Source organism: Hymenobacter sp. 102 (genome assembly GCF_049949205.1).
In the GTDB taxonomy this organism is placed as follows: Bacteria; Bacteroidota; Bacteroidia; order Cytophagales; family Hymenobacteraceae; genus Hymenobacter.
In genome coordinates, this window is the sequence record NZ_CP188172.1 from 390,974 (window position 1) to 413,624 (window position 22,651).

Consider the following 22,651-nt stretch of genomic DNA (forward strand, 5'->3'; position numbering starts at 1 on the left):
GCCAAATATAGAAGGCTGCGGCTGCCGGGCCCGGTGCCGCCGGCAAAAACCACGAAAATCAGAGCTGGGTCCGCAATTCTGAGGCAGATTAACCAAATTTGCGGGCTCAGGTTATTCAGGCGTATTTACCCGGCCTTTTTCAGATGACAACCCAGACCGTCGACATTCCCTCCCTCGAAGCGTTGCCCCAGGCCGCCGCGCAGGTCAGCGCCGCCCTGCAGGGACATACCATTATCTGCTTCGAAGGGGAAATGGGAGCCGGTAAGACTACATTCATCAAAGCCCTGTGCCGGGCCCTGGGGGTGCAGGAGGAAGTCAGCAGCCCTACTTTTTCGCTGGTGAATGAGTACCGGGACGGGCAGAACCAGCCCATTTACCACTTTGATTTTTACCGCCTCGACCACCCGCGCGAGGCCGAAGGCATCGGGGCCCTTGAGTACTTCGATTCTGGTTATCTTTGCCTGATTGAGTGGCCCAGCCGCATTGAGGCCCTGCTGCCCCCGGATCGGCTGCTCATCACCCTTACCGTCACCGGACCCTCCTCCAGGGAATTAGTAATTAGTAATTAAGAATGAGGAATTTGGGGGCTTGGCTAGTGCCAACCATCGAAAAGCCATTACTAATTGTTCATTACTAATTACTAATCAAACCATTATGCCCGACGCAGTGCCCTCCGGATTTGAGTCGCTGGCCACCAGCCGCGCCTACTTCACCCAGGAATCCATGCTGGCCGTGGAAACCCGGAAGCGGAAGCTGTTCATCGGGCTGCCCCGGGAAACGTCCTTGCAGGAAAACCGCATCTGCCTCACGCCCGAGGCCGTGAAGCACCTGGTGGAGGCCGGCCACGAGATTCTGCTGGAAAGCGGAGCCGGGGAGCCCAGCAAATACTCCGACCATGAGTATTCCGAAGCCGGGGCCACGGTGGCGTATTCCCAAAAGGAAGTATTCGAGGCCGACATCATCCTGAAAGTGGCCCCGCCCACCTACGACGAGATGGAGTATCTGCGGGCCGGGCAGACGCTGATTTCGGCTTTGCAGTTTGGCTCCCTCACGGGCGAATACATTACGGCCCTGCTGCGCAAGAAAGTCAACGCCATCAGCTTTGAGCTGATCAAAGACCCCTCGGGGGCGCGGCCGGTGGTGCGGGCCATGTCGGAAATTGCCGGCTCCACCGTTATGCTGATTGCCGCCGAGTATCTGGCCCGCTCCAACGAGGGTAAGGGTATTATTCTGGGCGGTATCACGGGCGTGCCACCTTCCCAGGTAGTTATCCTGGGGGCTGGTACGGTAGCCGAGTATGCCGCACGGGCGGCTATCGGGCTGGGGGCCGAGGTGAAAGTATTTGATAATCACTTATATAAACTTCGTCGGCTCAAGCAGAACTTAGGGCAGCCTCAGCTGTACACTAGCACCTTCGATACCTTCGCCCTGAACCAACAAATCCGCCGCGCCGATGTGGTGATTGGGGCGCTAAATGCCGAGGAAGGTCGTATTCCGTTTATGGTATCGGAGGACGCCGTGTCCACGATGGCGCCGGGCTCCGTGATTATCGATGTGAGCATTGACCAGGGTGGCTGTTTCGTGACCAGCGAAATGACCAGTCATAGCAAGCCCGTTTTCCGCAAATACGACGTCATTCACTACTGCGTACCCAATATTGCCTCCCGGGTACCGCGCACCGCCACCAATGCGCTGAGCAACATCTTCACGCCCATTCTACAGGAAATCAGCCAGCACGGCGGCATCAATGAGGTGCTGTTCACCAACGAGCATTTCCGCTCCGGGGTGTACGTGTACAAAGGCTCGCTCACCAACGCCAGCATTGCCCGCAAGTTCAACATGCGCTATAAGGAGCTGGCTTTGATGATTGCCGTGCGCAACTAAGGCCACTGATTCCACAGATTTTGTGAACGATTCAGTCGGCTGGCGTGAATATTGCGCGGCCTCTAGCCGGTGTTTATTCTCTCTCAATACCTGCTATGATCCGACAATTACTACCGCTGACGGCTGGTCTGTGGCTGGCTGCCAACAGTTCGCTACGGGCGCAAACTGCCCAGTCCCACTCTGACCTCAGTACCGCTCGGTACGACCGTTCCGATACGCTCCGGGCTGTGCGGTACCTGTTTATGCGGCGCAGTCAGGCTACCCGCGGCTGGCTGCAGGCGGGCACCGGCCTGGCCGCTACGGCCGTGGTAGAGAAGGGTATGCTGGCTACCACCGGCCTGAAAAAGCAGGATAAGCAGTATTACCAAACCCGGCAGCAAGAGGCCAACGGCGACATTCTGCTGGGTAGCCTGATCACCGGCTACGGCCTGCTGCGCCTCAGTCGGTTCGGGCCGCAGCAGTACCAGCGCGTGCTGAACGCCTACCTGCAAGGCGGCCCGCTGCCCCAGTATCTCGCACGCCGGCTGAGGCCAAGGTATTTCCGGATGATGCCGCCGGTATAGGTTGGTGTATTCTCTACTCCGCCAGCAGCAGCACCTTCCAGGCGTCCAGCAGGCGGCCTTCTTCCAGCAACTGCTTACCCAGTTGCACTAAGGCTGATTTCTGTTCAGCGGCCTCAGCATGTTTGCTGAGGGTATAGCTCACGATGGGCTCCTGGCGGAAGGCCTGCACCTCGGCAGGCGTAGGAATGGATTGTACTTCGATGTTGGCGAGGCGGCCCAGGTTGTTACCAGTCAGGATATCGGAGGTGCGAATGTGGGCCGGGAGCTGGTCGATGCCGATGCCGAGGTTGCGGTTGGGCTTGGGCACTTCGAACAGCGTGGCGGCCGAGCGGCTGTACCAGTCGCCGCCGAGGCGGGCTATGGCGTCCAGCTTTACGGGGTCGATGCCGATACCGGAGGGCAGGATGATGTCTTCGCGGAAGTGGGCCAGCACCACCCGGCACAGCACCAGGTTGCCGGCCCCGTTGTTCTGGCCCAGCTCCATCACCTGCTCCACTACGCACTCGAAGGCGGCCGGCGCTTCCAGCACCCGGGGCGGGCGCACCCGCTGGCTGGGCACGGCCGTGAAGCCGGCTTTCACAAACTCATCCACGCCCTTAGCGTACTCCGTGCTGGCCAACGACATTTGCTCCACCATATCGTAGCTGCAGATGTGCACCACGCACTCGGCTACCTCGCGCACGTTCTGCAGGGTGTGCTTCTGGGAGTTGTCGCGCACCCGGTTGGCGGGGGAGAAGGCCAGGATGGGCGGGTTGGAGCCGAAGCAGTTAAAAAAGCTGTAGGGGCTGAGGTTCACGCTGCCATCGGCCGCCACGGTGCTCACGAAGGCCACCGGGCGCGGGGCCACGGCTCCCACCATAAACGGGTGCCAGTCGGAGGGCGAGAGGCTGGACGGGACGATGCTGCGGAACGGGGTGGGAGTAGTCATGGGGGCGAAGTTCGGCGTTGGCCGGCAAATATTCTTCCCCGATTTTACCCGCCGGGTGCTGTTCTGGCATACGCCACCGGGCGCGGTAGCCGTTCAATCGAAAAGATGAGCCTATTCACCGCAAACCGATCTATGCGTTTCGTACTACTCTCGTTCCTGTGGCTGCTGACCACCTCGGCACTGGCTCAGCCCGCCGGATTACCCGCCGATACGGCCCGGCTGCGCCAGCATATTGTAGCCCTCACCGGCACGCCCCAGCCCCGCAACTACCTGCACGAAGCCAGCCTCAACCAAGCCGCCGACTACATCCAAGCGGAACTGGCGGCGGTGGGTGCCCACCCTGCGGAGCAGCCCTATGAAGTGCAGGGCCGCACCTACCGCAACATTCTCGGGCATTTTGGGCCGGAGAGTGGGCCGCGCCTCGTGATTGGGGCACACTATGACGTGTGCGGGGAGCAGCCGGGAGCCGACGACAACGGCAGCGGCGTGGCGGCTCTGCTGGAGTTGGCCCGGCTGTTGGGACGGGAAAAAGCTTTGCCCTATCGCATTGATGTAGTGGCCTACACGCTGGAAGAGCCGCCGTTTTTCCGTACCCGGCACATGGGCAGCTACGTGCACGCCGAGTCGCTGCGCAGGGCCGGCGTGCCGGTACGGGGCATGGTGGCGCTGGAAACACTGGGATATTTCGACGACCGGAAGCACACGCAGGACTATCCGGTAAAGCCGCTGCAATGGGTGTACGGCACCCGGGGTAATTACGTGACGGTGGCTCAGAAATTCGGGAACGGGCGCTTTGGCCGGCAGTTTGCGCGCCGCTACCGGGCCGCGGCGGCGTTGCCGGTGAAGCGGTTTAAAGCTCCCGCTTGGCTGCCCGGTATCGACTTTTCCGACCACCTCAACTACTGGCACTTCGGCTACCCGGCCCTGCTCATTACTGATACCGCCTTTTACCGCAACAAGCACTATCATAAACCCACTGATACGCTGGGCAGGCTGGATATGCGCCGGCTGGGTTTGGCCGTGGATGCCCTGCTGGCCGTAGTGGCGGGCCGGTAAAATTCGGTCACCATACCAACCCCAGGCTGTTTGGGGGCGTACTGCCTTCGTTTGACCCCGCCCTTTGCGGGTGCCGTGAATGAAACAATACGCTCTCCTGCTGGCTGGCTGCCTGCTCACTACCGTCGGCTTCGGCCAGTCGCCCCGCCTGCTCGACCACAATACGCTGGCTTGGGTTGTGTATTCCGGCGACCACAAACTTAGCCCTGATTGGGCCCTGCACACGGAGTACCAGTGGCGGCGTGTCAACTGGGCCCCGCAGCAGCAGTTAGCGCGGCTGGGGCTGGTGCGCCGGCTGTCGGAGCGGGTGAAAGCGTCGGGCGGCTACACCTATTTCCAAACCCACCGCTACGGCCGCTACCCCACGGTGCCTAACCGTCCCGAGCCGGAAAATCGCCTCTACGAAGACATTTCCCTGGATGACCAGCTGGGCCGTCTTGCCCTGAACCACCGGCTACGGCTGGAGCAGCGTTGGCTGGGCACCCGCGCCCAGGAGGGCCGGGGGGCGGTACAGTCCTGGGAGTATCAGAATCGCATCCGCTACCAACTGGCGGCGGAGTGGCCGCTGCAGGGGCCTACCGTGGAAGACGGGGAGTGGTACCTGAACGCTTTTGATGAGGTGTTCATCGGCTTTGGCCGCAACGTGGGCGATAATGTGTTCAACCAGAACCGCTTGTCCGGCGGCCTGGGCTACCAGTTCGCGGACAATGCCAAGGTAGAACTGAACTACCTGCACCAGATCAGTCAGCACGCCGTGCCGGAGCCGGTTTCGGGGCGGCCCGTGTTCGAAATCAACCAGGGCTTCCGGTTGAATGTGCTGTATAATCTGGATTTTACCGGGGAGTAGCATCGGCCAGCTGCCCCACCCACACCCAGCCGGTTTGCACGATCAGGAAGAGCCGACCATCGGAATATGTGTGCTCATGGTGTGGGTATCGGCGCAAGCTGTCGGGCCAGCCACCCGGAAAATCGTCCGCATCATAGCCCACTTCCCAGGGGTACGTCTGCCACGTCAGCTTATCGGCATCGGGCAGTTGCTGGTATTCGGCGGGCAGGGGCGGGCCATTGGGGGCTGGTTGCCCGAATATGGTCTCGTAATACGCTGTTCTTTCATCTATTCCCGCTACTACCTGGGAGCCGTGCGCAAACTCCGGCCCCGCCAACCACACGGCAGCATACACTGGTTCGGCTAGCGCAGCCAGGGCTGGCTGCCAGGCGAAGAAAGTGGTGAGTAGATGCTGGGCGGCCAGCTGCCGCACCTGTTTCGGGGGCTGCCGGTGGTGCCAATGCCAGGGGTGCAGCCCCAGCTTTTCATAGCAGTAGTGCCGGTTCTGCAGTGTATCGACAGACAGCGGTGCGGCCCAGGTACCTTCCGCCTAAAGGCGTTTTAGTCGCCGCTTGCCGCCGCGTATTTTCTTGTGGTCTCGGCAGTAGGTACCGCGACGATGCTTTAGTGCCCCCATGCGTAGTATGAAGTATTGAAAACTATTTTATTGCTAAATTAGTATATGTTTACTAAATAGCTATAGTTGCTTTGTAAGTCCTTACTCACCCTGCCATGTCCCAGTTGCGTTGTCCCAAGTGCGAATCAATGGAAGCTACTAAAAGTGGGGTAGTAGGCGGGCGGCAGCGGTACAAGTGCAAGAATTGTGGCTACCATTATTCAGTGGCCAAAACGGGCAAGGAAACCAGCTCGTATTACGTAATTAAGGCCTTGCAGCTGTACGTAGAAGGGGTAAGCTACCGGGAAATTGAGCGGCTGCTGGGCGTAAGCCACGTGTCGGTGATGAACTGGGTGAAGAAGTACGGCGTGAAGGCCCCGCGCCAGACGGATTATCACCCGACCTACAAAATTCTCAATCAGAAGGAGCTGGCGGAGTTCTTTCAGAAACCTGAAAATCTGAAAGCAGCGGGGTTGATTGTAACAGAGTTGGGTGATAAGTACATGATGATCAAATGGGAGCGTTTTAAGCAAGCCTAGGGCTATAGATGCTTAGCACAAGTATAGCTAGGTTTCGGCTTATCGGCGGGGATTTTTCTACTTCGGAACACCACTTCCGCCGTTGTGTGGCCGGACAGTGGTGTTTTGCCGCCTCATCCCAATCCACCCTGCTGTATGTTGTGTACCCGCTACGCTCTAACCTTGAGCGCGCTTCTGGCCGCCGCCGGGGCCGCTGCCCAGGTAACGCCGCCACCACCGCCCGGCGCCCCCACAATGCCTCCGCCCGGCCCGCCCGGCCCGGTGGTGGCGGCACCCGCTACCACGCCCACTGAAACGGTGCCCTACGGCTCCGGAATGAAGGTAAACCTGTCGGCCGATGGTACCAAGTATCTGCGGTTTATTACCTGGCACCAGATCTGGAGCCGCTACACCAAAAACAACACCGGCACGCTGCGCGCCCCCGGCAAGCCCCAGTCTGACCAGCTTGACTTCTCGCTGCGCCGCTCCCGTCTGATTGTGCTCTCGCAGCTGAACCCGCGGTTTCTGGTATATACCCACATTGGTATCAACAACCAGACGGCCGTGAGCGGCGGTACGGCCCCCACCGTGGATGGCAAGAAGCCCCAGCTGTTCGTGCACGAAGCCGTGGTGGAGTACAAGGTAAACCAGTACCTGAATCTGGGGGCTGGCATGCACTACCAGAATGGCCTCTCGCGCATGACGCGCTCCAGCACTATCAACTACCTCACCCTAGACGCGCCGCTTACCAACTGGCCTACCATTGAGGCCATCGACCAGTTTGTGCGGGGCATTGGGGTGTACGGCAAGGGCCGCGTAGGCAAGCTGGATTACGTGCTGTCAGTGAATGAGTCGTTCCTGACCAACCAGACCGGGGCGTTCAGTACGCCGCTGGGCCTGGGTACCACCACCGGCACGGGCACCGCCCGGGTAAATACAGGCAGTAACGTGGCGCAGTACAATCCGCAGGGTACCAACCACGTGTACCAGGGCTACGCCAGCTACGAGTTTCTGGACCAGGAGGCCAATCTGCTGCCCTTCAACGTGGGTACGTACCTGGGAGCCAAGCGTGTATTCAACATCGGGGCCGGCTTCTTCTACAATAAGGACGGCATGTATTCCCGCCCGACGAGCAGCGTGCTGGATGCCACCGCCATTGATGCCGCGACGGCCGCCGGTGCCAATGCGCTGAATACCGTGGCCACCAACAAGCACGACATTGCCCTGTTCTCGGCCGACGTATTTTTTGATACGCCCATTAACAAGGAAACCGGTACGGCCTTTACTGCCTATGCCGTGTACTACAACTACAACATGGGCCCCAACCACGTGCGCTTTATTGGGGCAGCCAACCCCGGCTGGGGCACCGATGCCCGCCGCGGCAACGCCGTGCCGCACTCCGGTACCGGCAATGTGGGGTACGTGCAGGCCGGCTACCTGCTGCCCAAAAGCCTGCTGGGCCCCAAGCTGCGGGTGCAGCCCTATGCCTCGCACCTGCTGGCCGGCTACGAGGGCCTGCGCACCAGCAGTGGCGAGCAGAAAAACGTAAACATTTTCGATGCCGGGGCCAACTTCTACGTGGATGGACATAACGCCAAATTCACGCTCAACTACCGCGCCCGCCCTGACTTCACCAACGTGAACAACGTGCGCTACCGCCCCGAAATTACCCTCCAGACGCAGGTAGCCCTGTAACCCCTTCGGTCGTCGCCCGCCGAAAGCCCGGCCCGCTGACGGCTCTACTGCCTTGCCGACGGCCGCGGAACCGCATACTCCCGATAAACCAATCAGCAACCCTAAAATCCCACTACAATGGACCAAACCCAACCGCAGCGCAGCGCCTATGCCGGCGCGGTGCCCGTGGGCGGCTCGGCACCCGCCGATGATGCCGTGGCCCACGACAACAACACCGTTTCCACCAGCAAAATCTGGCAGGTGATTACCGCTTCATCGGTGGGCACCGTTATTGAGTGGTACGACTTTTACATCTTCGGCTCGTTGGCGGCTATTATCGGGCCGGTGCTGTTTGGGCACGCGGGCAAGCTGGAGGATTCGTTGCTGGGGGCACTGGCCGTATTTGGGGCCGGCTTCGTGGTGCGGCCGTTCGGGGCGCTGTTCTTCGGCCGCCTCGGCGACATGATCGGGCGTAAATACACCTTCCTGGTGACGCTGCTGATTATGGGGGGGGCCACGTTCATCACGGGCCTGATTCCGAGCTACGACACCATTGGCATTGCCGCGCCCCTGATTGTGGTGGTGCTACGCCTGCTGCAGGGCCTGGCCCTGGGCGGCGAATATGGTGGGGCCGCCACCTACGTGGCCGAGCACGCTCCCGATAAGAAGCGGGGCTACTTCACCAGCTTTATCCAAATTACGGCCACCGGCGGCCTTATTCTGAGCATCTCGGTTATTGTGCTGACGCGCAAGATTATGGGCGAGGATGCCTTCAAGGAGTGGGGCTGGCGCGTACCGTTCCTGCTGTCGGGTTTGCTGGTAATTGCCTCGTACTATATCCGGCGGAAGCTGCACGAGTCGCCGCTGTTTGCCAAGGCCAAGGCCACCGGCACCACCAGCACCAACCCGCTGCGTGATTCCTTCATGAACCCCGTGAACCGCCGGCTGGTACTCATTGCCTTGTTCGGCGCTACCATGGGCCAGGGCGTAATCTTCTACACCAGCCAGTTTCAGGCGTATTCCTTCATGAATAACACTCTGAAAATGGACCTTGTGGATTCCAGCACCATTCTGGTAGTGGCCATGCTGCTGGCCACGCCGCTGTTCGTGTACTTCGGCTCCCTGTCAGACCGCATTGGGCGCAAGCGCATCATCATGACGGGTATGATCTGCGGGGCTTTGTTTACCATTCCGCTGTTTTACGGCATTAAGGCATTTGCCGGCCCGCTCACTGAGATTACGCCCGCCACGGTGGATGCTGCCGGTAAAGCTGTGCCCGCCGTCATGAAAGCCCTCACCCCGAATGTGCCCGCCATGATTGCCCTGACGTTCATTCTGGTGCTGTTCGTGACGATGGTGTACGGACCCATTGCGGCTTACCTGGTAGAACTGTTCCCCACCAAAGTGCGCTACACCAGCCTCTCAGTGCCGTATCACATCGGCAACGGCGTGTTCGGGGGCTTTGTGCCACTGGTGGCTACCTGGATTGGCGTGTGGGCCACTACCCAGCCGGAAGGCACTTTCGCTAAAGACCACAGCAGCCTCATTGGCCTGGCGTACCCGTGCATTGTAGCTCTAATCTGCTTCGTTATTGGTGTTGCCTACATGCGCGACGTGCGCAACGTGCGCATCATGGACTAGTGGAGCAGGTAGGAAATCTTTGCATCTGGGAAGTCCGCCGTGCCGCTGGTTCGGCGGACTTTGCACTTCAGGGCCGGCCGGCTGGGGTGTTATCCTCTGAACGGCGCCATGAACGGCCTTGGCATTGCGTTGCATTTCATCATCCGTTTACTTGCCGCCATGTCTGCCTCTCATCCCGAAAAAAGCGAGCAGCGCCGCGGACAGCGGCTGCTGTTTGTAGCCCTGCTGTTCGCCGTGCTGCTCAACTTTCCTTTCCTGGGCGTTTTCAACCACGATGCCCGCGTAGCCGGCATCCCGGTGCTTTACCTCTACGTGCTGCTTGTGTGGAGTTTGCTGGTACTGCTCACCGGCTGGTTGATTCGGAAGGAGGGATAGGGTTTGAGAGATGCGTTATGAAGTATCAATCAGGTAGGAAAGCCAGCCATCGTTGCCAGCCTAGCCTGCTTTGAAATCACCAACAAACCCCGCCGCCCACCTACTGATTTCCAGTTCATAACTCAACTCTTCTAACTCATAACTCAACTCTCAAAAAATGTCCTCCCTGCTTGTCATTGGCTTTTCCTTCGGCTACCTCGTGCTGCTGTTTGGAGTAGCGTATGCGGCGGAGCGGCGGTCGGCGGCCCGGCGGAGTCTGGTGAGCAACCCCTACGTGTACGCCCTGAGCATGGCCGTGTACTGCACCGCCTGGACGTACTACGGCTCGGTGGGGCGGGCGGCGCATTTTGGGCTGGAGTTCATTGGGATTTACCTGGGGCCCACGCTCATGGCCCCGGCCTCCTGGCTGGTATTGCGCAAAATCATCCGCATCTGCCGCGGGCAGCGCCTCACCTCCATTGCCGATTTTATCTCGGCCCGCTACGGCAAAAGCGCCGGCCTGGGGGCCCTGGTGACGGTGGTATGCGTGCTGGGCGTGGTGCCCTACATTTCCTTGCAGATTAAGGCCATTGCCGCTTCCTTCGATATTCTGACCCGGGATGTGGCCACCCTGAACCTGCCGGTGCAGGATGCTTCGGCGGCGGCGGGCTCGGCCTTTTATACCACCGTGGCGCTGGCGTTTTTTACCATCGTGTTCGGGGTGCGCTCCATTGAGGCCACCGAGCGGCACGAAGGCATGGTGCTGGCCGTGGCCCTGGAAAGCCTGGTGAAGCTGGTGGCGTTTCTGGCGGCCGGGCTGTTCGTCACGTACGGTCTGTTTAATGGGTTTGCTGATGTGTTCGAGCGGGCCGCCGCCCGGCCTGAGCTGGGCCGCCTGTTTACGCTGGACGGGGCCGGTACCACGCCCGGACAATGGTTTACGCTGCTGTTACTGAGCATGGCGGCCATTTTGCTGCTGCCCCGGCAGTTTCAGGTATCGGTGGTGGAAAACGTGAATGAGGACCACCTGCGCAAGGCCATGTGGCTGTTCCCGCTCTACCTCATCGTCATCAACCTGCTGGTGCTGCCCATGGCCTTCGGGGGCCGCCTCCTGGATGCGGCTGGCCGCTTCGACGCCGATACGTTTGTGCTGGCCCTGCCGCTGCAGGCCGGGCACCCGTGGCTGGCCCTGCTGATTTACCTGGGCGGCCTCTCGGCGGCCAGCAGCATGATTATCGTGGAAACTATTGCCCTGAGCGTGATGATGAGCAACCACCTGCTCATGCCCTTGCTGGTGCGGATTCCGGCGGCCCGGGGCCAGGCGGCGCACTGGTTTGCCCGCCTGGGACAGGTGGCGCTTAATAGCCGCCGCATGGCCGTGGTGCTGGTGTTGCTGCTGGCGTTTGGCTACTATGTGGCGGTGGGGCACTTACTGCCGCTGGTGAATATTGGGCTGGTCTCGTTTGCGGCGGTGGCCCAGTTTGTGCCGGTGGTGCTGGGCGGACTATACTGGAAGGGTGGCACCCGCCAGGGAGCCACGGCGGGCATTTCGGCGGGCTTTGCGGTGTGGTTTTTCACGCTGGTGCTGCCCACCATGGTAGGGCCTGATTTGCTGCCGGATACCTTGCTGACGGAAGGACTGTTTGGATTCCGCTGGCTGCGGCCGTTTGCGTTGTTCGGGCTAGAAGGGCTGGACTACCTCTCGCACGGATTATTCTGGAGCTGGTTTTTCAACCTGGGGCTGTACGTGGGCGTGTCACTGCGGCGGCAGCCCTCGGTTCTGGAGCAGCGCCAGGCCGAGTTGTTTGTGAATGTATTCCGCCACGGTACTAGTTTTGAAGGGCCGGCCGGCTGGCACAGCGCCGCCGCCCTGCCCGACGTACGGACGCTGCTGGTGGGCTTCCTCGGAAAGAAGCGGACCAACCAGGCGTTGCGCGTATTTGAGACGCGCTTCCCCGATGCTCACGTAACCGATGCCGTAGCCCCGCCCCAGGCCGACCCCCGCCTGCTGGCTTACGCCGAAAAGCTGCTGGCCGGCTCCATCGGCCCGGCCTCGGCCCGGCTGCTGCTGCGTTCCTCAGTGGGGGTGGAGGATATCAGCTTTGATAGCGTGGTGGGCATCTTGCGGGAAAGCCAGCAGCTGCTGGAAGCCAACCGCCAGCTCCAGAAGCAGCAGCGCCAGCTCCAGCGCCTCACCCAGCAGCTGCAGCAGGCCTACGACCAGCTTCAGGAGCTCGACCAGCACAAGGACGAATTTCTCTACACCGTCACGCACGAGCTGCGCACCCCGCTCACCAGTATCCGCGCCCTGGCCGAAATCCTCTCCGATAACCCCGACGTGGAGGAGGAAGAGCGCCAACGTTTCCTGCTCACCATCACCAAAGAGTCGGAGAGGTTAAGCCGGCTGATTACGCTGGTGCTGGATCTGGAGAAGTACGAATCGGGTAAAGCCACGCTGGAGCTTACTCCGGTGGATGTGGCTGACGTGGTAACCGATGCCCTGGAAGCCGTGGGCCAGCTCCTGCGCGACAAGCAGATTCAGCTGGACCTGGCCGTGCCGCCCGCTCTGCCCCAACTCCCCGGCGACCGGGACCGGCTCATGCAGGTGCTGGTGAACTTGCTCAGTAACGCGGTAAAGTCGTGCCGGGCCGGCGGGTTGGGACGCATTGCGGTGGAGGTGAAGGTGCTGTCGGCAGCCCTGCGCATTACGGTACAAGACAATGGAAAAGGTATTGCCCCCGAGTTTCACCAGCTCATCTTCGATAAGTTTTTTCAGGCCCGCCACCAAACCATCCGCAAGCCCGAGGGCTCGGGGCTTGGCCTGGCTATTACGCGCAAAATTGTGGAGTTGCACGCCGGCCGCATCTGGGTGGAAAGCCAGCCTGAGCAAGGGGCCCGGTTTTCGGTGGAGCTGCCCTTTTTAATTAATAATTAGGAATTAGTAATGAGTAATTCTTTTACACAGTCAGATTCTGCTCTGCTGCATGCAGCTTGGCAGGAAGGGTTATATCGTGAACATGCGTGTATCGGCTTTGCCGCCTTTGGCAATTATTAATTACTAATTCTTAATTACTAATTGACATGAACACGCCCCACATACTCATTGTCGATGACGAACCCAACATCGTCATGTCCCTGGAGTTTCTGATGCGCAAAAGCGGCTACCAGGTCAGCATTGCCCGTAACGGCACCGAGGCCCTGGCTGCGGTGGATGAGCAGGCCTTCGATGTGGTGTTGCTGGATGTGATGATGCCCGATGTGGATGGCTACCAGGTGTGCCGCCACCTGCGCCAGCGCCCCGACCGGGCCGGAACCCGCGTCATTTTCCTCTCGGCCAAAAGCAAAGAGGCTGACATCCAGAAAGGTTACGAAGCCGGTGCCGACCTGTACATTCCCAAACCCTTCAGCACTCGTCAGCTTATGACCATGGTAAAAAACCTGCTGAATATGCCCGCTTAACGGCTTCTACCAGCTCAAACTTCCTATCTTTTGCCAACTCAAGCCCCCATCAAACCCCCAGTGCCACCCATGCCCGATCACGCCCGCATCCGTAGCATCGAAGGCTACCACGAAGCCTACCACCTGAGTATCAACCACCCCGAAGAGTTCTGGGCCTCCGTGGCCGCCCCGTTTACCTGGCGGCGCAAGTGGGATAAAGTGCTCAGCTCCGATATGCCCGCCGGCCGCAACGAGTGGTTCCAGGGGGCCCGCCTCAACATCACCGAAAACTGCCTGGACCGCCACCTGGCTACCCGCGGCAACAAGCTGGCTCTTATCTGGGAGCCCAACGACCCCAAGGAGCGTCACCTGCGCCTAACCTACCGCGAGCTGCACCAGCAGGTGTGCCAGTTTGCCAACGTGCTGCACAACAACGGCGTGGAGAAAGGTGACCGGGTGTGCATCTACATGCCCATGATTCCGCAGCTGGCCGTGGCCGTGCTGGCCTGCGCCCGCATTGGGGCCATTCACTCGGTGATTTTCGCCGGCTTCTCGGCCACCGCCATTGCCGACCGGGTGAACGATGCCCAGGCCAGCGTGGTCATTACCTCCGACGGTCTCAACCGGGGCCCCAAGCAGATTCCGGTGAAGCGCGTGGTGGATGAAGCACTGGAAACCTGCCCCTCGGTGCGCCGCGTGCTGGTGGTGGAGCATCTGGGCTGGCCCGTGCAGATGGAGGAAGGCCGCGACGTGTGGTACCACGAGGAAGTGGAAGGCGTGGCCAAAACCTGCCCCGCCGAGGAAATGGACGCCGAGGACCCGCTGTTCATCCTCTACACCTCGGGCAGCACCGGCAAGCCCAAGGGCGTGGTGCACAGCACCGCCGGCTACATGGTGTGGGCCGATTACACGTTCCGCAACGTATTTCAGGTAGAAGAAAACGACATCTACTGGTGCACCGCCGATATTGGCTGGGTAACCGGCCACTCGTACCTGCTCTACGGCCCGCTGCTGGCCGGCAGTACCTCGCTCATGTTTGAGGGCGTGCCCACCTACCCCGATGCCGGCCGCTTCTGGGAGGTGATTGACAAGCACTCGGTCAGCATTTTCTACACCGCGCCCACGGCCATCCGCAGCCTCATGGCCGCTCCCCTGGACAACGTGCTCAGCTACTCGCTCGATTCGTTGCGGGTGCTGGGCTCGGTGGGGGAGCCCATCAACGAGGAGGCCTGGCACTGGTACCACACCCACGTGGGCAAGGAGCGCTGCCCCATTGTGGATACGTGGTGGCAGACGGAAACCGGCGGCATCATGATTTCGGCGCTGGCGGGCATTACGCCCAGCGTACCGGCCCGGGCCGGGTTGCCGCTGCCGGGCGTATTGCCCGTGCTGCTCACGCAGGAAGGCCAGGAGATTGAGGGTAACGACCAGGAGGGCTACCTCGCCATCAAGCAGGCCTGGCCCGGCATCATCCGGACCACTTACGGCGACCATGAGCGGGCCGTGCAGACCTATTTCAGCGCTTACCCCGGCTATTACTTCACCGGCGACGGGGCCCGCCGCGACGAGCAGGGCCTTTACCGCATCATTGGCCGCGTGGATGACGTGATTAACGTATCAGGCCACCGCTTCGGCACGGCCGAAATCGAAAACGCCATCAACCAGAACCCCAACGTGGTGGAATCGGCCGTGGTGGGCTACCCCCACGATGTAAAGGGCCAGGGCATCTACGCCTACGTGATTTGCCGTGACGGAGCATGTGAGCGGGACTCCGACAAAGCCCACGTCGAAGCCAGCATTATTGAAACCGTAGTGGCCGAAATCGGTAAAATTGCCAAGCCCGACAAGATTCAGTTGGTATCGGGCCTGCCTAAAACCCGCTCCGGCAAAATCATGCGCCGCATCCTGCGTAAGGTGGCCGAAGGCGAAACCAGTTCCCTCGGCGACACGACTACCCTGCTCGATCCGGCCGTGGTAGAGGAAATTATCAAGGGCAAAAAGTAACTGGAGGGGGGCTACACAGCCAGTGACTACGTGGCGCTGCTCCAAAAAAACGCCTCAGCTGAAAAGCTGAGGCGTTTTTTTATCAGGCAAAAGCAACTGGAACTTTTAATATCGGCTCAGGTAATTTTTCTTCAGGAGAGCCTTTTTTTCTTTCTTGCCCGACGACAGCCACACCACCATTCCAGCCGTAATGGCCCCGATAATGGACATCTTGGTAATAAAGGCAGTGCGGTTATACTTCCACTCCACATCATAGCCTTTTTCGGCCCAGATATTGGGGACTTTACCATGTGCTAAGTCGCCTACAATCCCCTCTATCACGTTTACCCGGTCGGCCACGATGAGGGGTAGCCAGTGCCGGTAACGGTTTTCGCTGTAATGGAAAGCGGCCCGCCGAATCAGGCCGCTAAGGCCTCGTGGCGGGGCTGGCGTGCCAAATACCGCCGATATGTTGGGCCGCTCAATGGAGCGTAGCACTTCCGTCGTTACGGGTTGAAGGGAGGCAGGCCGGTGTTTGCTGTCCGGGTCCTGGCTCACGTTCATCCGGTCCCGCATGGGGTAGGTGGGGTCGTTCTTGGGGTCGGCATCTATGCCCCAGCCTTTAATCTGGGTGGGGTCGGTTCGCTTGTTTTCCATGATGAGGGCAGCGTTACTGGTTGGCGGTGGGAGGGAGCAGCACAGTTTTAATGTTGTTATCGAGCTTGGCCGAGAACATGCGGTAGCCATCGGCCACTTCTTCCAGGGGCAGGCGGTGCGTAATCAGGCCTTTGGGGTTGAGTACACCATTCTGCACGTGGTCGATCAGGCGGGGCAGCAGGCGCTTCACCGAGGCCTGGTTGGCCCGGATGGTGAGGCCCTTGTTGAGCACGTTGCCAATCGGAATCAGGTTGTCAGTAGGTCCGTACACGCCCACAATACTCACTACGCCGCCTTTCTTCACGGAGTTGATGGCCCAGTGCAGGGCCGTGGCCGAGCCGGCCTGCAGCAGCAGCTTGCGGCCCGTGATAGTCTGCATCGTATTACCGGCGGCCTCGGCCCCCACGGCATCAATCACGCAATCAGCCCCCATCCAGTCGGTAATCTTTTTGATGAACACCACCGGGTCGTTCATTTCCCGGAAGTTGTAGGCCTCGCAGTAGGAGTAATTGCGGGCAAACTCCAGGCGGTAGTCTTCCTGGTCGATGATGATGACGCGGCCGGCCCCGAACAGCCAGGCGCAGCGGGCGGCCATGATGCCGATGGGACCGGCTCCGAACACTACCACCGTGTCGCCGGTCTGGATGCCGGCCATTTCGGCGGCCTGGTAGCCGGTAGGCACCACGTCGGTGAGCAGCACGGCGTCGTCCAGGTCCATACCCTCCGGAATGATGGTAGGGCCGACGTTGGCGTAAGGCACGCGGGTGTACTCGGCCTGGCCGCCATCAAAGCCGCCTGCCGTGTGGGAGTACCCGAAAATGGCCCCCACAGCCGACGCCTCGGTGTTGGATTCGTGGCAGTTGCCGAACATACCCTGGCGGCAGAAGTGGCATTCGCCGCAGGCAATGTTGAAGGGCACAATCACCCGGTCGCCGGTTTTGAGTTTGGTCACCTCGGAGCCAATTTCCACCACCTCGCCCACAAACTCGTGGCCGAAGGTAGAGCCCACGCGGGTATCAGGTACGTTGCCGTTGTACAGGTGCAGGTCGGAGCCGCAGATGCAGGTGCGCAATACCCGCACAATAGCATCCTGCGGATGCTTTATCTCGGGCATGGGTTTCTGAATGGCGCGGACCCGCTTGGGGCCCCGGTAATCCATTGCTAACATACAGGTGGACTTAGAGAACGAATGGAAGTTTGTTTTTGCTGCCTGTAGGCGGGGCCATGCTGCCTGCGGCAGACCATCCCGGAATAGGGCAGAGGTAGTCCTGCATAGTACTAGCCCCTGCCCGCAAGGTTCTTCTTAAAGCTGCTGGAATACCCGAATTAGGTATTAATACCAGTCGATTAGGGTATTAATACCGAGCACCTGCGGCCACAACCCCATAACGCCACGTCGCCCGGCTTTCCTTATGGAAAACCGGGCGACATGGTCACGGAATGCTTTCGAAACAGCCTAGAGTTGTGGAGCCGGTAGCACCTGGCCCGTCACCTCCCCAAACCCGATGCGCAAACCGTCCTTTTCGCAGTAGCCGCGCATGGTTACCCGGTCGCCGTCCTGCAAAAACTTGCGCTCCGAGCCATCGGCCAGCGGCACCGGGCGGGTGCCGCGCCAGGCCAGCTCTAGCATCGAGCCCAGCGAGTCGGGCGTGGAACCGGAGATGGTGCCCGAGGCGTACAGGTCGCCCACCTGCAGGTTGCAGCCGTTGGAGGCGTGGTGGGTGAGTTGCTGGGCCATACTCCAGTACATGAGCCCGAAGTTGGAGCGGGAAATGGTAGTTTCGGGGCCGCCGTCGGGCTGAATGGCTACTTCCAGGTGCACATCGAAGTTGTGCTGGCCGGGCTGGCGCAGGTACAGCAGGGGCTCGGGCTCCTGCACGGGGCCGGCCACCCGGAAGGGCTCCAGGGCATCCAGCGTGACTACCCACGGCGACACGCTGCTGCCGAAGCTCTTGCCCAGAAACGGCCCCAGTGGCACGTATTCCCAGCTCTGGATGTCGCGCGCGCTCCAATCATTGAACAGCACCAGCCCGAAAATATGCTCCTCGGCGTACTGAATCGGCACGGTTTCGCCCAGGTGCGTGCCCTTGCCCACGATGAAGCCCACTTCCAGCTCAAAATCCAGCTGCTGCGAGGGGCCGAAGGTGGGGGCGGCGGCATCGGGGGCCTTGCGCTGCCCGTTGGGCCGGCGCACGTCGGTGCCGCTTACCACGATGCTGCTGGCCCGGCCGTGGTAGCCGATGGGGATGTGGCGCCAGTTGGGCAGCAAAGCGTTGGCCGGGTCGCGGAACATCATGCCCACGTTGGTGGCGTGCTCGATGCTGCTGTAAAAATCGGTGTAGTTGTGCGACTTTACGGGGCGCAGCATCCGCACCTCCTGCTGGCGCAGCAGGCACTCGCGCATCACTTCATCGGAGCGCAGGGCGGCGTTGTCGTGGCGCAGCAGCTCCGATACGCGCTGGCGCACGGCCCGCCACGCCGGCCGGCCCAGGGCAATAAACTGGTTGAGGGAGCGGCGCCGGAACACCTTGGGCATCTTCGCGCCCAGCTCCAGGTCATCAAAGAAGCCGAACTGGGCTACGGCGTACAAATCCAGCACGTACTCGCCAATGGCTACGCCCAGCCGTGGGCCCCGCTCCTCCGTCTCAAACACGCCAAACGGCAGGTTTTGAATGGGAAAGTCGCTGCCGGGGGCAATATCAATCCAGGAGTGCAGGGCGGGGTCGTTGGGGTTAGCCATTCGGGGTGGAAAGTTGATGGTAGGAGCGGCAAAGGTAGCGGGCCGGGCGGAATGCCGGTAATCGAGGCATAATGCTATGAAGCCGCTATCTTGTGCCGTAGCTTCTGCCACGTATTGCCGCAACTAATTCGGAAGGGTTTGTTTGAGTTATGGAGTGTCTGCTGGAGCTATAACCGAAATAGGGAGCCGATAGAAGATGCTGTGCGTCATCACAAAACCGTAATAATTTTGCACCTGTGAGAATTGTACTGATCATAATAGCTACTATCCTTTCACTGATTTCTTTGCTTTTCATTGCAATTAGCATAGAAGGGTTAATACAATATTCAGGACAGCATATGAGCAATGAGGCAAGAGGTTTTCAGTCGTTTTTTACTGCTTTGGCCTTTGTTTTTACTGTCTTGGCTGTGCTTCTGTGGATTTATATTTTCAATAAGAGAAAAAAGCAATTGCCTCAGGATCAAGGTGCAGTGTAGGTTTCAATGCTATTGATGGCCAGTGTATATCTGTAATGCTCAAACCTGCTGCCGTTAACCCCATACTTCTCAAATCCGCTAGCCTAAAACTCACAGCGCCCCGCCCCAACCGGAAAACCGGCAGGAGCGGGGCGCTGCTGTATGTAACTCTAAGAAGCTTAGAACTGCGGGGTGGGTACCGGCGCGGGCGACTGGGGGTGCCCGGTCTGGCCGGCGGGCTGGGCCGACATGGGCGTGAGGTTGATGGCCTCCACGGCCCGGATTTCGGGCACGGCCTTCTTCACCGATTCCTCCACGCCGGCTTTCAGCGTCATCGGCGACATGGGGCAGGTGCCGCAGGCCCCGAGCAGTTCCAAGCGCAGCACCATATCGTCGGTAATGTCCAGCACGCGCACGTTGCCTCCGTCGGCGGCCAGGTAGGGCCGGATAGTATCCAGGGCCTGTTCGATGCGGGGCAGGAGCGGATGGGTTTCCACGGCGGGTGATACGGTCATAACGGAAGTTTCACTGGGTTGTACGCTGGGCGGGTGGCAAAAGGGCCCGCCAGCGTCGGCAATACGAAAGCAAAGGTAGAACATTCGCCCGACGCTACGGTAAACCGGCCGGAACGGGGAGAAGTTCAGGAGAAGCGCAGGCCCCCAGGGCTGAAGCCCTGGGGCGCGGTGCCTGTTACGACTTCATCTCCACGATGTTCGTTTTCGGAGCCATGGCGTTGCGGATACTCACCTGCCGGGCCAGGTCCTCGGCCAACTGGGCGAAGACGGCGGCGGCCGACGTGTTTTCCTCCAGGATGGCGGGCGTGCCCTGGTCACCGTGCTCACGGATACTCTGCACCAGCGGAATCTGGCCCAGCAGCGGCACCTCGTGCTTGGCGGCCAGCCCTACGCCGCCGCCTTCGCCGAAGATGAAGTACTTGTTATCGGGCAGCTCGGCGGGCGTAAACCAGGCCATGTTCTCCACAATGCCCAGCACCGGCACGTTGATTTGCGGCAACCGGAACATCTGCAGACCCTTTTCGGCGTCAGCCAAGGCTACTTTCTGGGGCGTGGTTACGATGAGCGAGCCGGTGACGGGCACCGTCTGCACCATGGTCAGGTGGATGTCGGAGGTGCCGGGGGGCATGTCCAGGAGCAGGTAGTCCAGTTCGCCCCAGTCCACCTCCGTGATGAACTGCTTGAGGGCCGAGGAGGCCATCGGGCCGCGCCACACAATGGCCGATTCGGCCGGGGCCAGGAAGCCGATGCTCATCAGCTTCACGCCGTGGGCCACCACCGGCTGAATGAGGTTTTTGCCATCGGGGCCCTGAAATACGTGGGGCCGGGCGTCCATCACGCCAAACATCAGGGGCATGCTGGGGCCGCTGATATCGGCATCCACCAGGCCCACTTTAGCGCCGGATTTGGCCAGGGCAATGGCCAGGTTGGCCGTAACGGTGCTTTTGCCCACGCCGCCCTTGCCCGAGGCAATGGCAATAATGTTTTTCACGCCGGGCAGCAGGTCACGGTTCTGGCGCATGGTGGTCACGCGCGAGGTCATCACAATCACCACCTCGGCGCCCGGGTCCACCATCGTGTGGATGGCCCGCTCGCAGGCGTCGTGAATGAGCTGCTTGAGGGGGCAGGCGGGCGTGGTGAGCACCACCGTGAACGATACGCGGCGGCCGTCAATCTGCACATCCTCAATCATGTTGAGTGTCACGAGGTCTTTGCCCAGGTCGGGCTCTTCCACGTAGCTCAGAGCCTTGAGGACGGCTTCTTTGGTGATGGGTTCCATTATAGTCAGCGAAGAAAAGGCGAATGCAAAGCGCAAAGATAACCCGGAAACCTGGCCGGTGGTTGCCGGCGGCGCACCAGGGCGTTCCGGCCCTACGAGCCCGTTCCCTATCTTGGAGGCACTTCGCTATTCTATTACACTTGTTCTCATGCTCGATTACGCTTTGTGCCGCCGGCTGGTCCGGCTAACTGCCGCGGTGGGGCTGGTGGCTGGCAGCTACCAGGCCCGCGCCCAGGCTCCCGCCGATACGGCCTTTCAGCGCTTGGTGCGCGCCAATCAATTTACTCTGACGCAAAGCGGTACCCAGTTCGGGGGGCCAGGCTGGGAGAAATTGCAGCGCGACATCCGGCAGAGCGCCGTGGTGCTGCTGGGTGAGGACCACGGCATGGCCCAGATTCCGGTGTTTGCGCAGGCAGTGGCCGAGGTGATGCAGCCCAAAGTGTACGTGGCGGAAATCGACCGGTACCAAGCCCAGGACCTCACCCGCCTGACCGCCCAGCCCGGCCTGCCTTCGGCCTTTCTGCGGCAGTACCCCATGGATTTGTCGTTTTACAGTTGGGCCGAGGAGTTTGAGCTGGCCCGCTCACTACGGGCCCGGAACGCGGCCATTGTGGGTATTGATCAGCTGGGCTTCGCCGCCGTGGGCCGCACGCTGGCGCTGATGGCCGAGCAGGTTAAGAGTAAAACCACCCGCGCCTACCTACGTCAGCAGTCCGCCGCCATCCAGGCCCGCGACCGGGCCGCGCTGGTAGCCGGCAACTACGGCGGCGTCAGCATCAACGGCCTGCGGCCTTCCCTGCTGGACAGCCTGCGCAGCCTTACCCGCACCGAGCCAGCGCCGGTGCGCCAGATGCTCCAGGACCTGGAAGCCAGTGAGGCCATCTTCCGTACCAATGCGGCCGGCAAACCTGGCGGCCACCAGACGCGCATTAACCTGATGAAGCGCAACCTGCTGCAGGAGCTGCAGCCGTATCAGCCCACTGCGCAGCCGCTGCCGCCCATGCTGTTCAAATTCGGGGCCTACCACGTGGGCCGGGGCCGCAGCATCTGGGGCGACATTTATGATGTGGGTAATCTGATGGTAAACTTGGCCGATGTCCACGACCAGAAAACGCTGCACATTTTCATTATCGGTAAACAAGGGCAGCAGGTGGGGGGCCAGAACCCGGAAGATTTCAGCAAGAATGCCGTGCCGTACTCCAATGCCGAGGCTCCCATGGTGCAGCCCTTCATGGCCGCCTCGGCGGCTGGCGCGGCCTGGCAGGTGTTCGACGTGCGCCCGTTGCGCCGGGCGCTGGTGCGTAAGGGGCTGCCCGTTGCTTCCCAGGAGCTGCAGGCCACCATTCTGGGGTTCGATTACGTGGTCATCATCCCCGAAACCACCGCCAGCCGGAATTTCTAGGCTGGTGGCGTAGAGGCGTAGAGCCGCGAGGTGGCGCGTCTCTACAGCCAAGACGTGCTACTACGCGGCTGATCCTGCCTACCTTTGGGGTTCCGTTCAGTGCCACCCTATTGCCCGCACCG

General features: G+C 60.6%; 21 protein-coding genes. 14 read left to right on the forward strand and 7 right to left on the reverse strand.

Annotation, left to right across the window (positions count from 1 at the left end; genetic code table 11):
• Nucleotides 1–143: 143 nt before the first annotated feature.
• The 3 genes from tsaE to ACN19L_RS01665 all read left to right on the forward strand — a co-directional run bounded on the left by tsaE (nucleotide 144) and on the right by ACN19L_RS01665 (nucleotide 2,447).
• Nucleotides 144–569, forward strand: a complete 426-nt coding sequence (gene tsaE, locus ACN19L_RS01655; protein WP_426491815.1) for a tRNA (adenosine(37)-N6)-threonylcarbamoyltransferase complex ATPase subunit type 1 TsaE — start codon at nucleotides 144–146, stop codon at nucleotides 567–569.
• Nucleotides 570–654: 85 nt separating this feature from the next.
• Complete coding sequence (locus tag ACN19L_RS01660; protein WP_426491816.1) at nucleotides 655–1,884, forward strand: alanine dehydrogenase; 1,230 nt, start codon at nucleotides 655–657, stop codon at nucleotides 1,882–1,884.
• Between the two features lie 95 nt (nucleotides 1,885–1,979).
• Nucleotides 1,980–2,447 (forward strand): hypothetical protein, encoded by a 468-nt coding sequence (locus tag ACN19L_RS01665; protein ID WP_426491817.1) that lies wholly within the window; start codon nucleotides 1,980–1,982, stop codon nucleotides 2,445–2,447.
• Between the two features lie 13 nt (nucleotides 2,448–2,460).
• Here ACN19L_RS01665 and ACN19L_RS01670 read toward each other — a convergent pair whose 3' ends face one another.
• Nucleotides 2,461–3,375 carry a flavin reductase family protein gene (locus tag ACN19L_RS01670; protein WP_426491818.1) on the reverse strand — a complete coding sequence of 305 codons (915 nt, stop codon included), beginning with the start codon at nucleotides 3,373–3,375 and terminating at the stop codon, nucleotides 2,461–2,463.
• 132 nt (nucleotides 3,376–3,507) lie between these two features.
• On the opposite strand from ACN19L_RS01670, the gene ACN19L_RS01675 reads away from it, so the two are divergent.
• Nucleotides 3,508–4,431: a M28 family peptidase gene (locus ACN19L_RS01675; protein ID WP_426491819.1), complete on the forward strand. Its 924-nt coding sequence runs from the start codon at nucleotides 3,508–3,510 to the stop codon at nucleotides 4,429–4,431.
• Nucleotides 4,432–4,510: 79 nt separating this feature from the next.
• Nucleotides 4,511–5,278, forward strand: a complete 768-nt coding sequence (locus ACN19L_RS01680; protein WP_426491820.1) for a DUF2490 domain-containing protein — start codon at nucleotides 4,511–4,513, stop codon at nucleotides 5,276–5,278.
• On the opposite strand, the gene ACN19L_RS01685 is transcribed toward ACN19L_RS01680, so the two are convergent.
• Nucleotides 5,265–5,690 (reverse strand): hypothetical protein, encoded by a 426-nt coding sequence (locus tag ACN19L_RS01685; protein ID WP_426491821.1) that lies wholly within the window; start codon nucleotides 5,688–5,690, stop codon nucleotides 5,265–5,267. The two genes, ACN19L_RS01680 and ACN19L_RS01685, sit on opposite strands and share 14 nt — an antisense overlap.
• A 299-nt stretch (nucleotides 5,691–5,989) precedes the next feature.
• Between ACN19L_RS01685 and ACN19L_RS01690 the strand changes: the two genes are divergently transcribed.
• The 7 genes from ACN19L_RS01690 to acs all read left to right on the forward strand — a co-directional run bounded on the left by ACN19L_RS01690 (nucleotide 5,990) and on the right by acs (nucleotide 15,502).
• Complete coding sequence (locus ACN19L_RS01690) at nucleotides 5,990–6,412, forward strand: transposase (RefSeq protein ID WP_426491822.1); 423 nt, start codon at nucleotides 5,990–5,992, stop codon at nucleotides 6,410–6,412.
• A gap of 162 nt (nucleotides 6,413–6,574) precedes the next feature.
• Nucleotides 6,575–8,086, forward strand: a complete 1,512-nt coding sequence (locus ACN19L_RS01695; RefSeq protein WP_426491823.1) for a hypothetical protein — start codon at nucleotides 6,575–6,577, stop codon at nucleotides 8,084–8,086.
• Between the two features lie 117 nt (nucleotides 8,087–8,203).
• Nucleotides 8,204–9,706 (forward strand): MFS transporter, encoded by a 1,503-nt coding sequence (locus tag ACN19L_RS01700; RefSeq protein ID WP_426491824.1) that lies wholly within the window; start codon nucleotides 8,204–8,206, stop codon nucleotides 9,704–9,706.
• Nucleotides 9,707–9,865: 159 nt separating this feature from the next.
• Nucleotides 9,866–10,081: a hypothetical protein gene (locus ACN19L_RS01705; RefSeq protein WP_426491825.1), complete on the forward strand. Its 216-nt coding sequence runs from the start codon at nucleotides 9,866–9,868 to the stop codon at nucleotides 10,079–10,081.
• Nucleotides 10,082–10,238: 157 nt separating this feature from the next.
• Nucleotides 10,239–12,995, forward strand: coding sequence for an ATP-binding protein (locus tag ACN19L_RS01710; RefSeq protein ID WP_426491826.1), 2,757 nt, complete (start codon nucleotides 10,239–10,241; stop codon nucleotides 12,993–12,995).
• Nucleotides 12,996–13,141: 146 nt separating this feature from the next.
• Nucleotides 13,142–13,519 carry a response regulator transcription factor gene (locus ACN19L_RS01715; RefSeq protein ID WP_426491827.1) on the forward strand — a complete coding sequence of 126 codons (378 nt, stop codon included), beginning with the start codon at nucleotides 13,142–13,144 and terminating at the stop codon, nucleotides 13,517–13,519.
• 69 nt (nucleotides 13,520–13,588) lie between these two features.
• A complete protein-coding gene (acs, locus tag ACN19L_RS01720) occupies nucleotides 13,589–15,502 on the forward strand; it encodes an acetate--CoA ligase (protein ID WP_426491828.1) in 1,914 nt (637 codons plus the stop codon).
• Nucleotides 15,503–15,607: 105 nt separating this feature from the next.
• Here acs and ACN19L_RS01725 read toward each other — a convergent pair whose 3' ends face one another.
• The 3 genes from ACN19L_RS01725 to fahA all read right to left on the reverse strand — a co-directional run bounded on the left by ACN19L_RS01725 (nucleotide 15,608) and on the right by fahA (nucleotide 18,878).
• Nucleotides 15,608–16,138 carry a hypothetical protein gene (locus ACN19L_RS01725; protein ID WP_426491829.1) on the reverse strand — a complete coding sequence of 177 codons (531 nt, stop codon included), beginning with the start codon at nucleotides 16,136–16,138 and terminating at the stop codon, nucleotides 15,608–15,610.
• Between the two features lie 13 nt (nucleotides 16,139–16,151).
• The gene (locus tag ACN19L_RS01730) at nucleotides 16,152–17,306 is read right to left on the reverse strand and encodes a zinc-dependent alcohol dehydrogenase (RefSeq protein ID WP_426491830.1); all 1,155 of its coding nucleotides are present in this window, start codon (nucleotides 17,304–17,306) and stop codon (nucleotides 16,152–16,154) included.
• A 288-nt stretch (nucleotides 17,307–17,594) separates the two neighbouring features.
• Nucleotides 17,595–18,878, reverse strand: a complete 1,284-nt coding sequence (fahA, locus tag ACN19L_RS01735) for a fumarylacetoacetase (RefSeq protein ID WP_426491831.1) — start codon at nucleotides 18,876–18,878, stop codon at nucleotides 17,595–17,597.
• 236 nt (nucleotides 18,879–19,114) lie between these two features.
• Between fahA and ACN19L_RS01740 the strand changes: the two genes are divergently transcribed.
• The gene (locus tag ACN19L_RS01740) at nucleotides 19,115–19,354 is read left to right on the forward strand and encodes a hypothetical protein (RefSeq protein WP_426491832.1); all 240 of its coding nucleotides are present in this window, start codon (nucleotides 19,115–19,117) and stop codon (nucleotides 19,352–19,354) included.
• A 158-nt stretch (nucleotides 19,355–19,512) separates the two neighbouring features.
• Here ACN19L_RS01740 and ACN19L_RS01745 read toward each other — a convergent pair whose 3' ends face one another.
• Together ACN19L_RS01745 and ACN19L_RS01750 are read right to left on the reverse strand one after the other, a co-directional pair.
• Nucleotides 19,513–19,848 carry a NifU family protein gene (locus tag ACN19L_RS01745; protein ID WP_426491833.1) on the reverse strand — a complete coding sequence of 112 codons (336 nt, stop codon included), beginning with the start codon at nucleotides 19,846–19,848 and terminating at the stop codon, nucleotides 19,513–19,515.
• 175 nt (nucleotides 19,849–20,023) lie between these two features.
• Entirely contained in the window at nucleotides 20,024–21,127 is a 1,104-nt protein-coding gene (locus ACN19L_RS01750) for an Mrp/NBP35 family ATP-binding protein (protein ID WP_426491834.1), read from the reverse strand.
• 148 nt (nucleotides 21,128–21,275) lie between these two features.
• Between ACN19L_RS01750 and ACN19L_RS01755 the strand changes: the two genes are divergently transcribed.
• Complete coding sequence (locus ACN19L_RS01755) at nucleotides 21,276–22,529, forward strand: hypothetical protein (protein ID WP_426491835.1); 1,254 nt, start codon at nucleotides 21,276–21,278, stop codon at nucleotides 22,527–22,529.
• Nucleotides 22,530–22,651 lie beyond the last annotated feature (122 nt).

Bases quoted from the DNA above. Each gene is read 5' to 3' on its own strand.
- ACN19L_RS01680 (WP_426491820.1), top strand. From the start codon at position 4,511: ATGAAACAATACGCTCTCCTGCTGGCTGGCTGCCTGCTCACTACCGTC.
- ACN19L_RS01745 (WP_426491833.1), bottom strand. From the start codon at position 19,848: ATGACCGTATCACCCGCCGTGGAAACCCATCCGCTCCTGCCCCGCATC.
- ACN19L_RS01670 (WP_426491818.1), bottom strand. From the start codon at position 3,375: ATGACTACTCCCACCCCGTTCCGCAGCATCGTCCCGTCCAGCCTCTCG.
- fahA (WP_426491831.1), bottom strand. From the start codon at position 18,878: ATGGCTAACCCCAACGACCCCGCCCTGCACTCCTGGATTGATATTGCC.
- ACN19L_RS01700 (WP_426491824.1), top strand. From the start codon at position 8,204: ATGGACCAAACCCAACCGCAGCGCAGCGCCTATGCCGGCGCGGTGCCC.
- ACN19L_RS01730 (WP_426491830.1), bottom strand. From the start codon at position 17,306: ATGTTAGCAATGGATTACCGGGGCCCCAAGCGGGTCCGCGCCATTCAG.
- ACN19L_RS01750 (WP_426491834.1), bottom strand. From the start codon at position 21,127: ATGGAACCCATCACCAAAGAAGCCGTCCTCAAGGCTCTGAGCTACGTG.
- ACN19L_RS01660 (WP_426491816.1), top strand. From the start codon at position 655: ATGCCCGACGCAGTGCCCTCCGGATTTGAGTCGCTGGCCACCAGCCGC.
- ACN19L_RS01715 (WP_426491827.1), top strand. From the start codon at position 13,142: ATGAACACGCCCCACATACTCATTGTCGATGACGAACCCAACATCGTC.
- ACN19L_RS01705 (WP_426491825.1), top strand. From the start codon at position 9,866: ATGTCTGCCTCTCATCCCGAAAAAAGCGAGCAGCGCCGCGGACAGCGG.
- ACN19L_RS01755 (WP_426491835.1), top strand. From the start codon at position 21,276: ATGCTCGATTACGCTTTGTGCCGCCGGCTGGTCCGGCTAACTGCCGCG.
- ACN19L_RS01690 (WP_426491822.1), top strand. From the start codon at position 5,990: ATGTCCCAGTTGCGTTGTCCCAAGTGCGAATCAATGGAAGCTACTAAA.
- ACN19L_RS01710 (WP_426491826.1), top strand. From the start codon at position 10,239: ATGTCCTCCCTGCTTGTCATTGGCTTTTCCTTCGGCTACCTCGTGCTG.
- tsaE (WP_426491815.1), top strand. From the start codon at position 144: ATGACAACCCAGACCGTCGACATTCCCTCCCTCGAAGCGTTGCCCCAG.
- ACN19L_RS01675 (WP_426491819.1), top strand. From the start codon at position 3,508: ATGCGTTTCGTACTACTCTCGTTCCTGTGGCTGCTGACCACCTCGGCA.
- ACN19L_RS01725 (WP_426491829.1), bottom strand. From the start codon at position 16,138: ATGGAAAACAAGCGAACCGACCCCACCCAGATTAAAGGCTGGGGCATA.
- acs (WP_426491828.1), top strand. From the start codon at position 13,589: ATGCCCGATCACGCCCGCATCCGTAGCATCGAAGGCTACCACGAAGCC.
- ACN19L_RS01665 (WP_426491817.1), top strand. From the start codon at position 1,980: ATGATCCGACAATTACTACCGCTGACGGCTGGTCTGTGGCTGGCTGCC.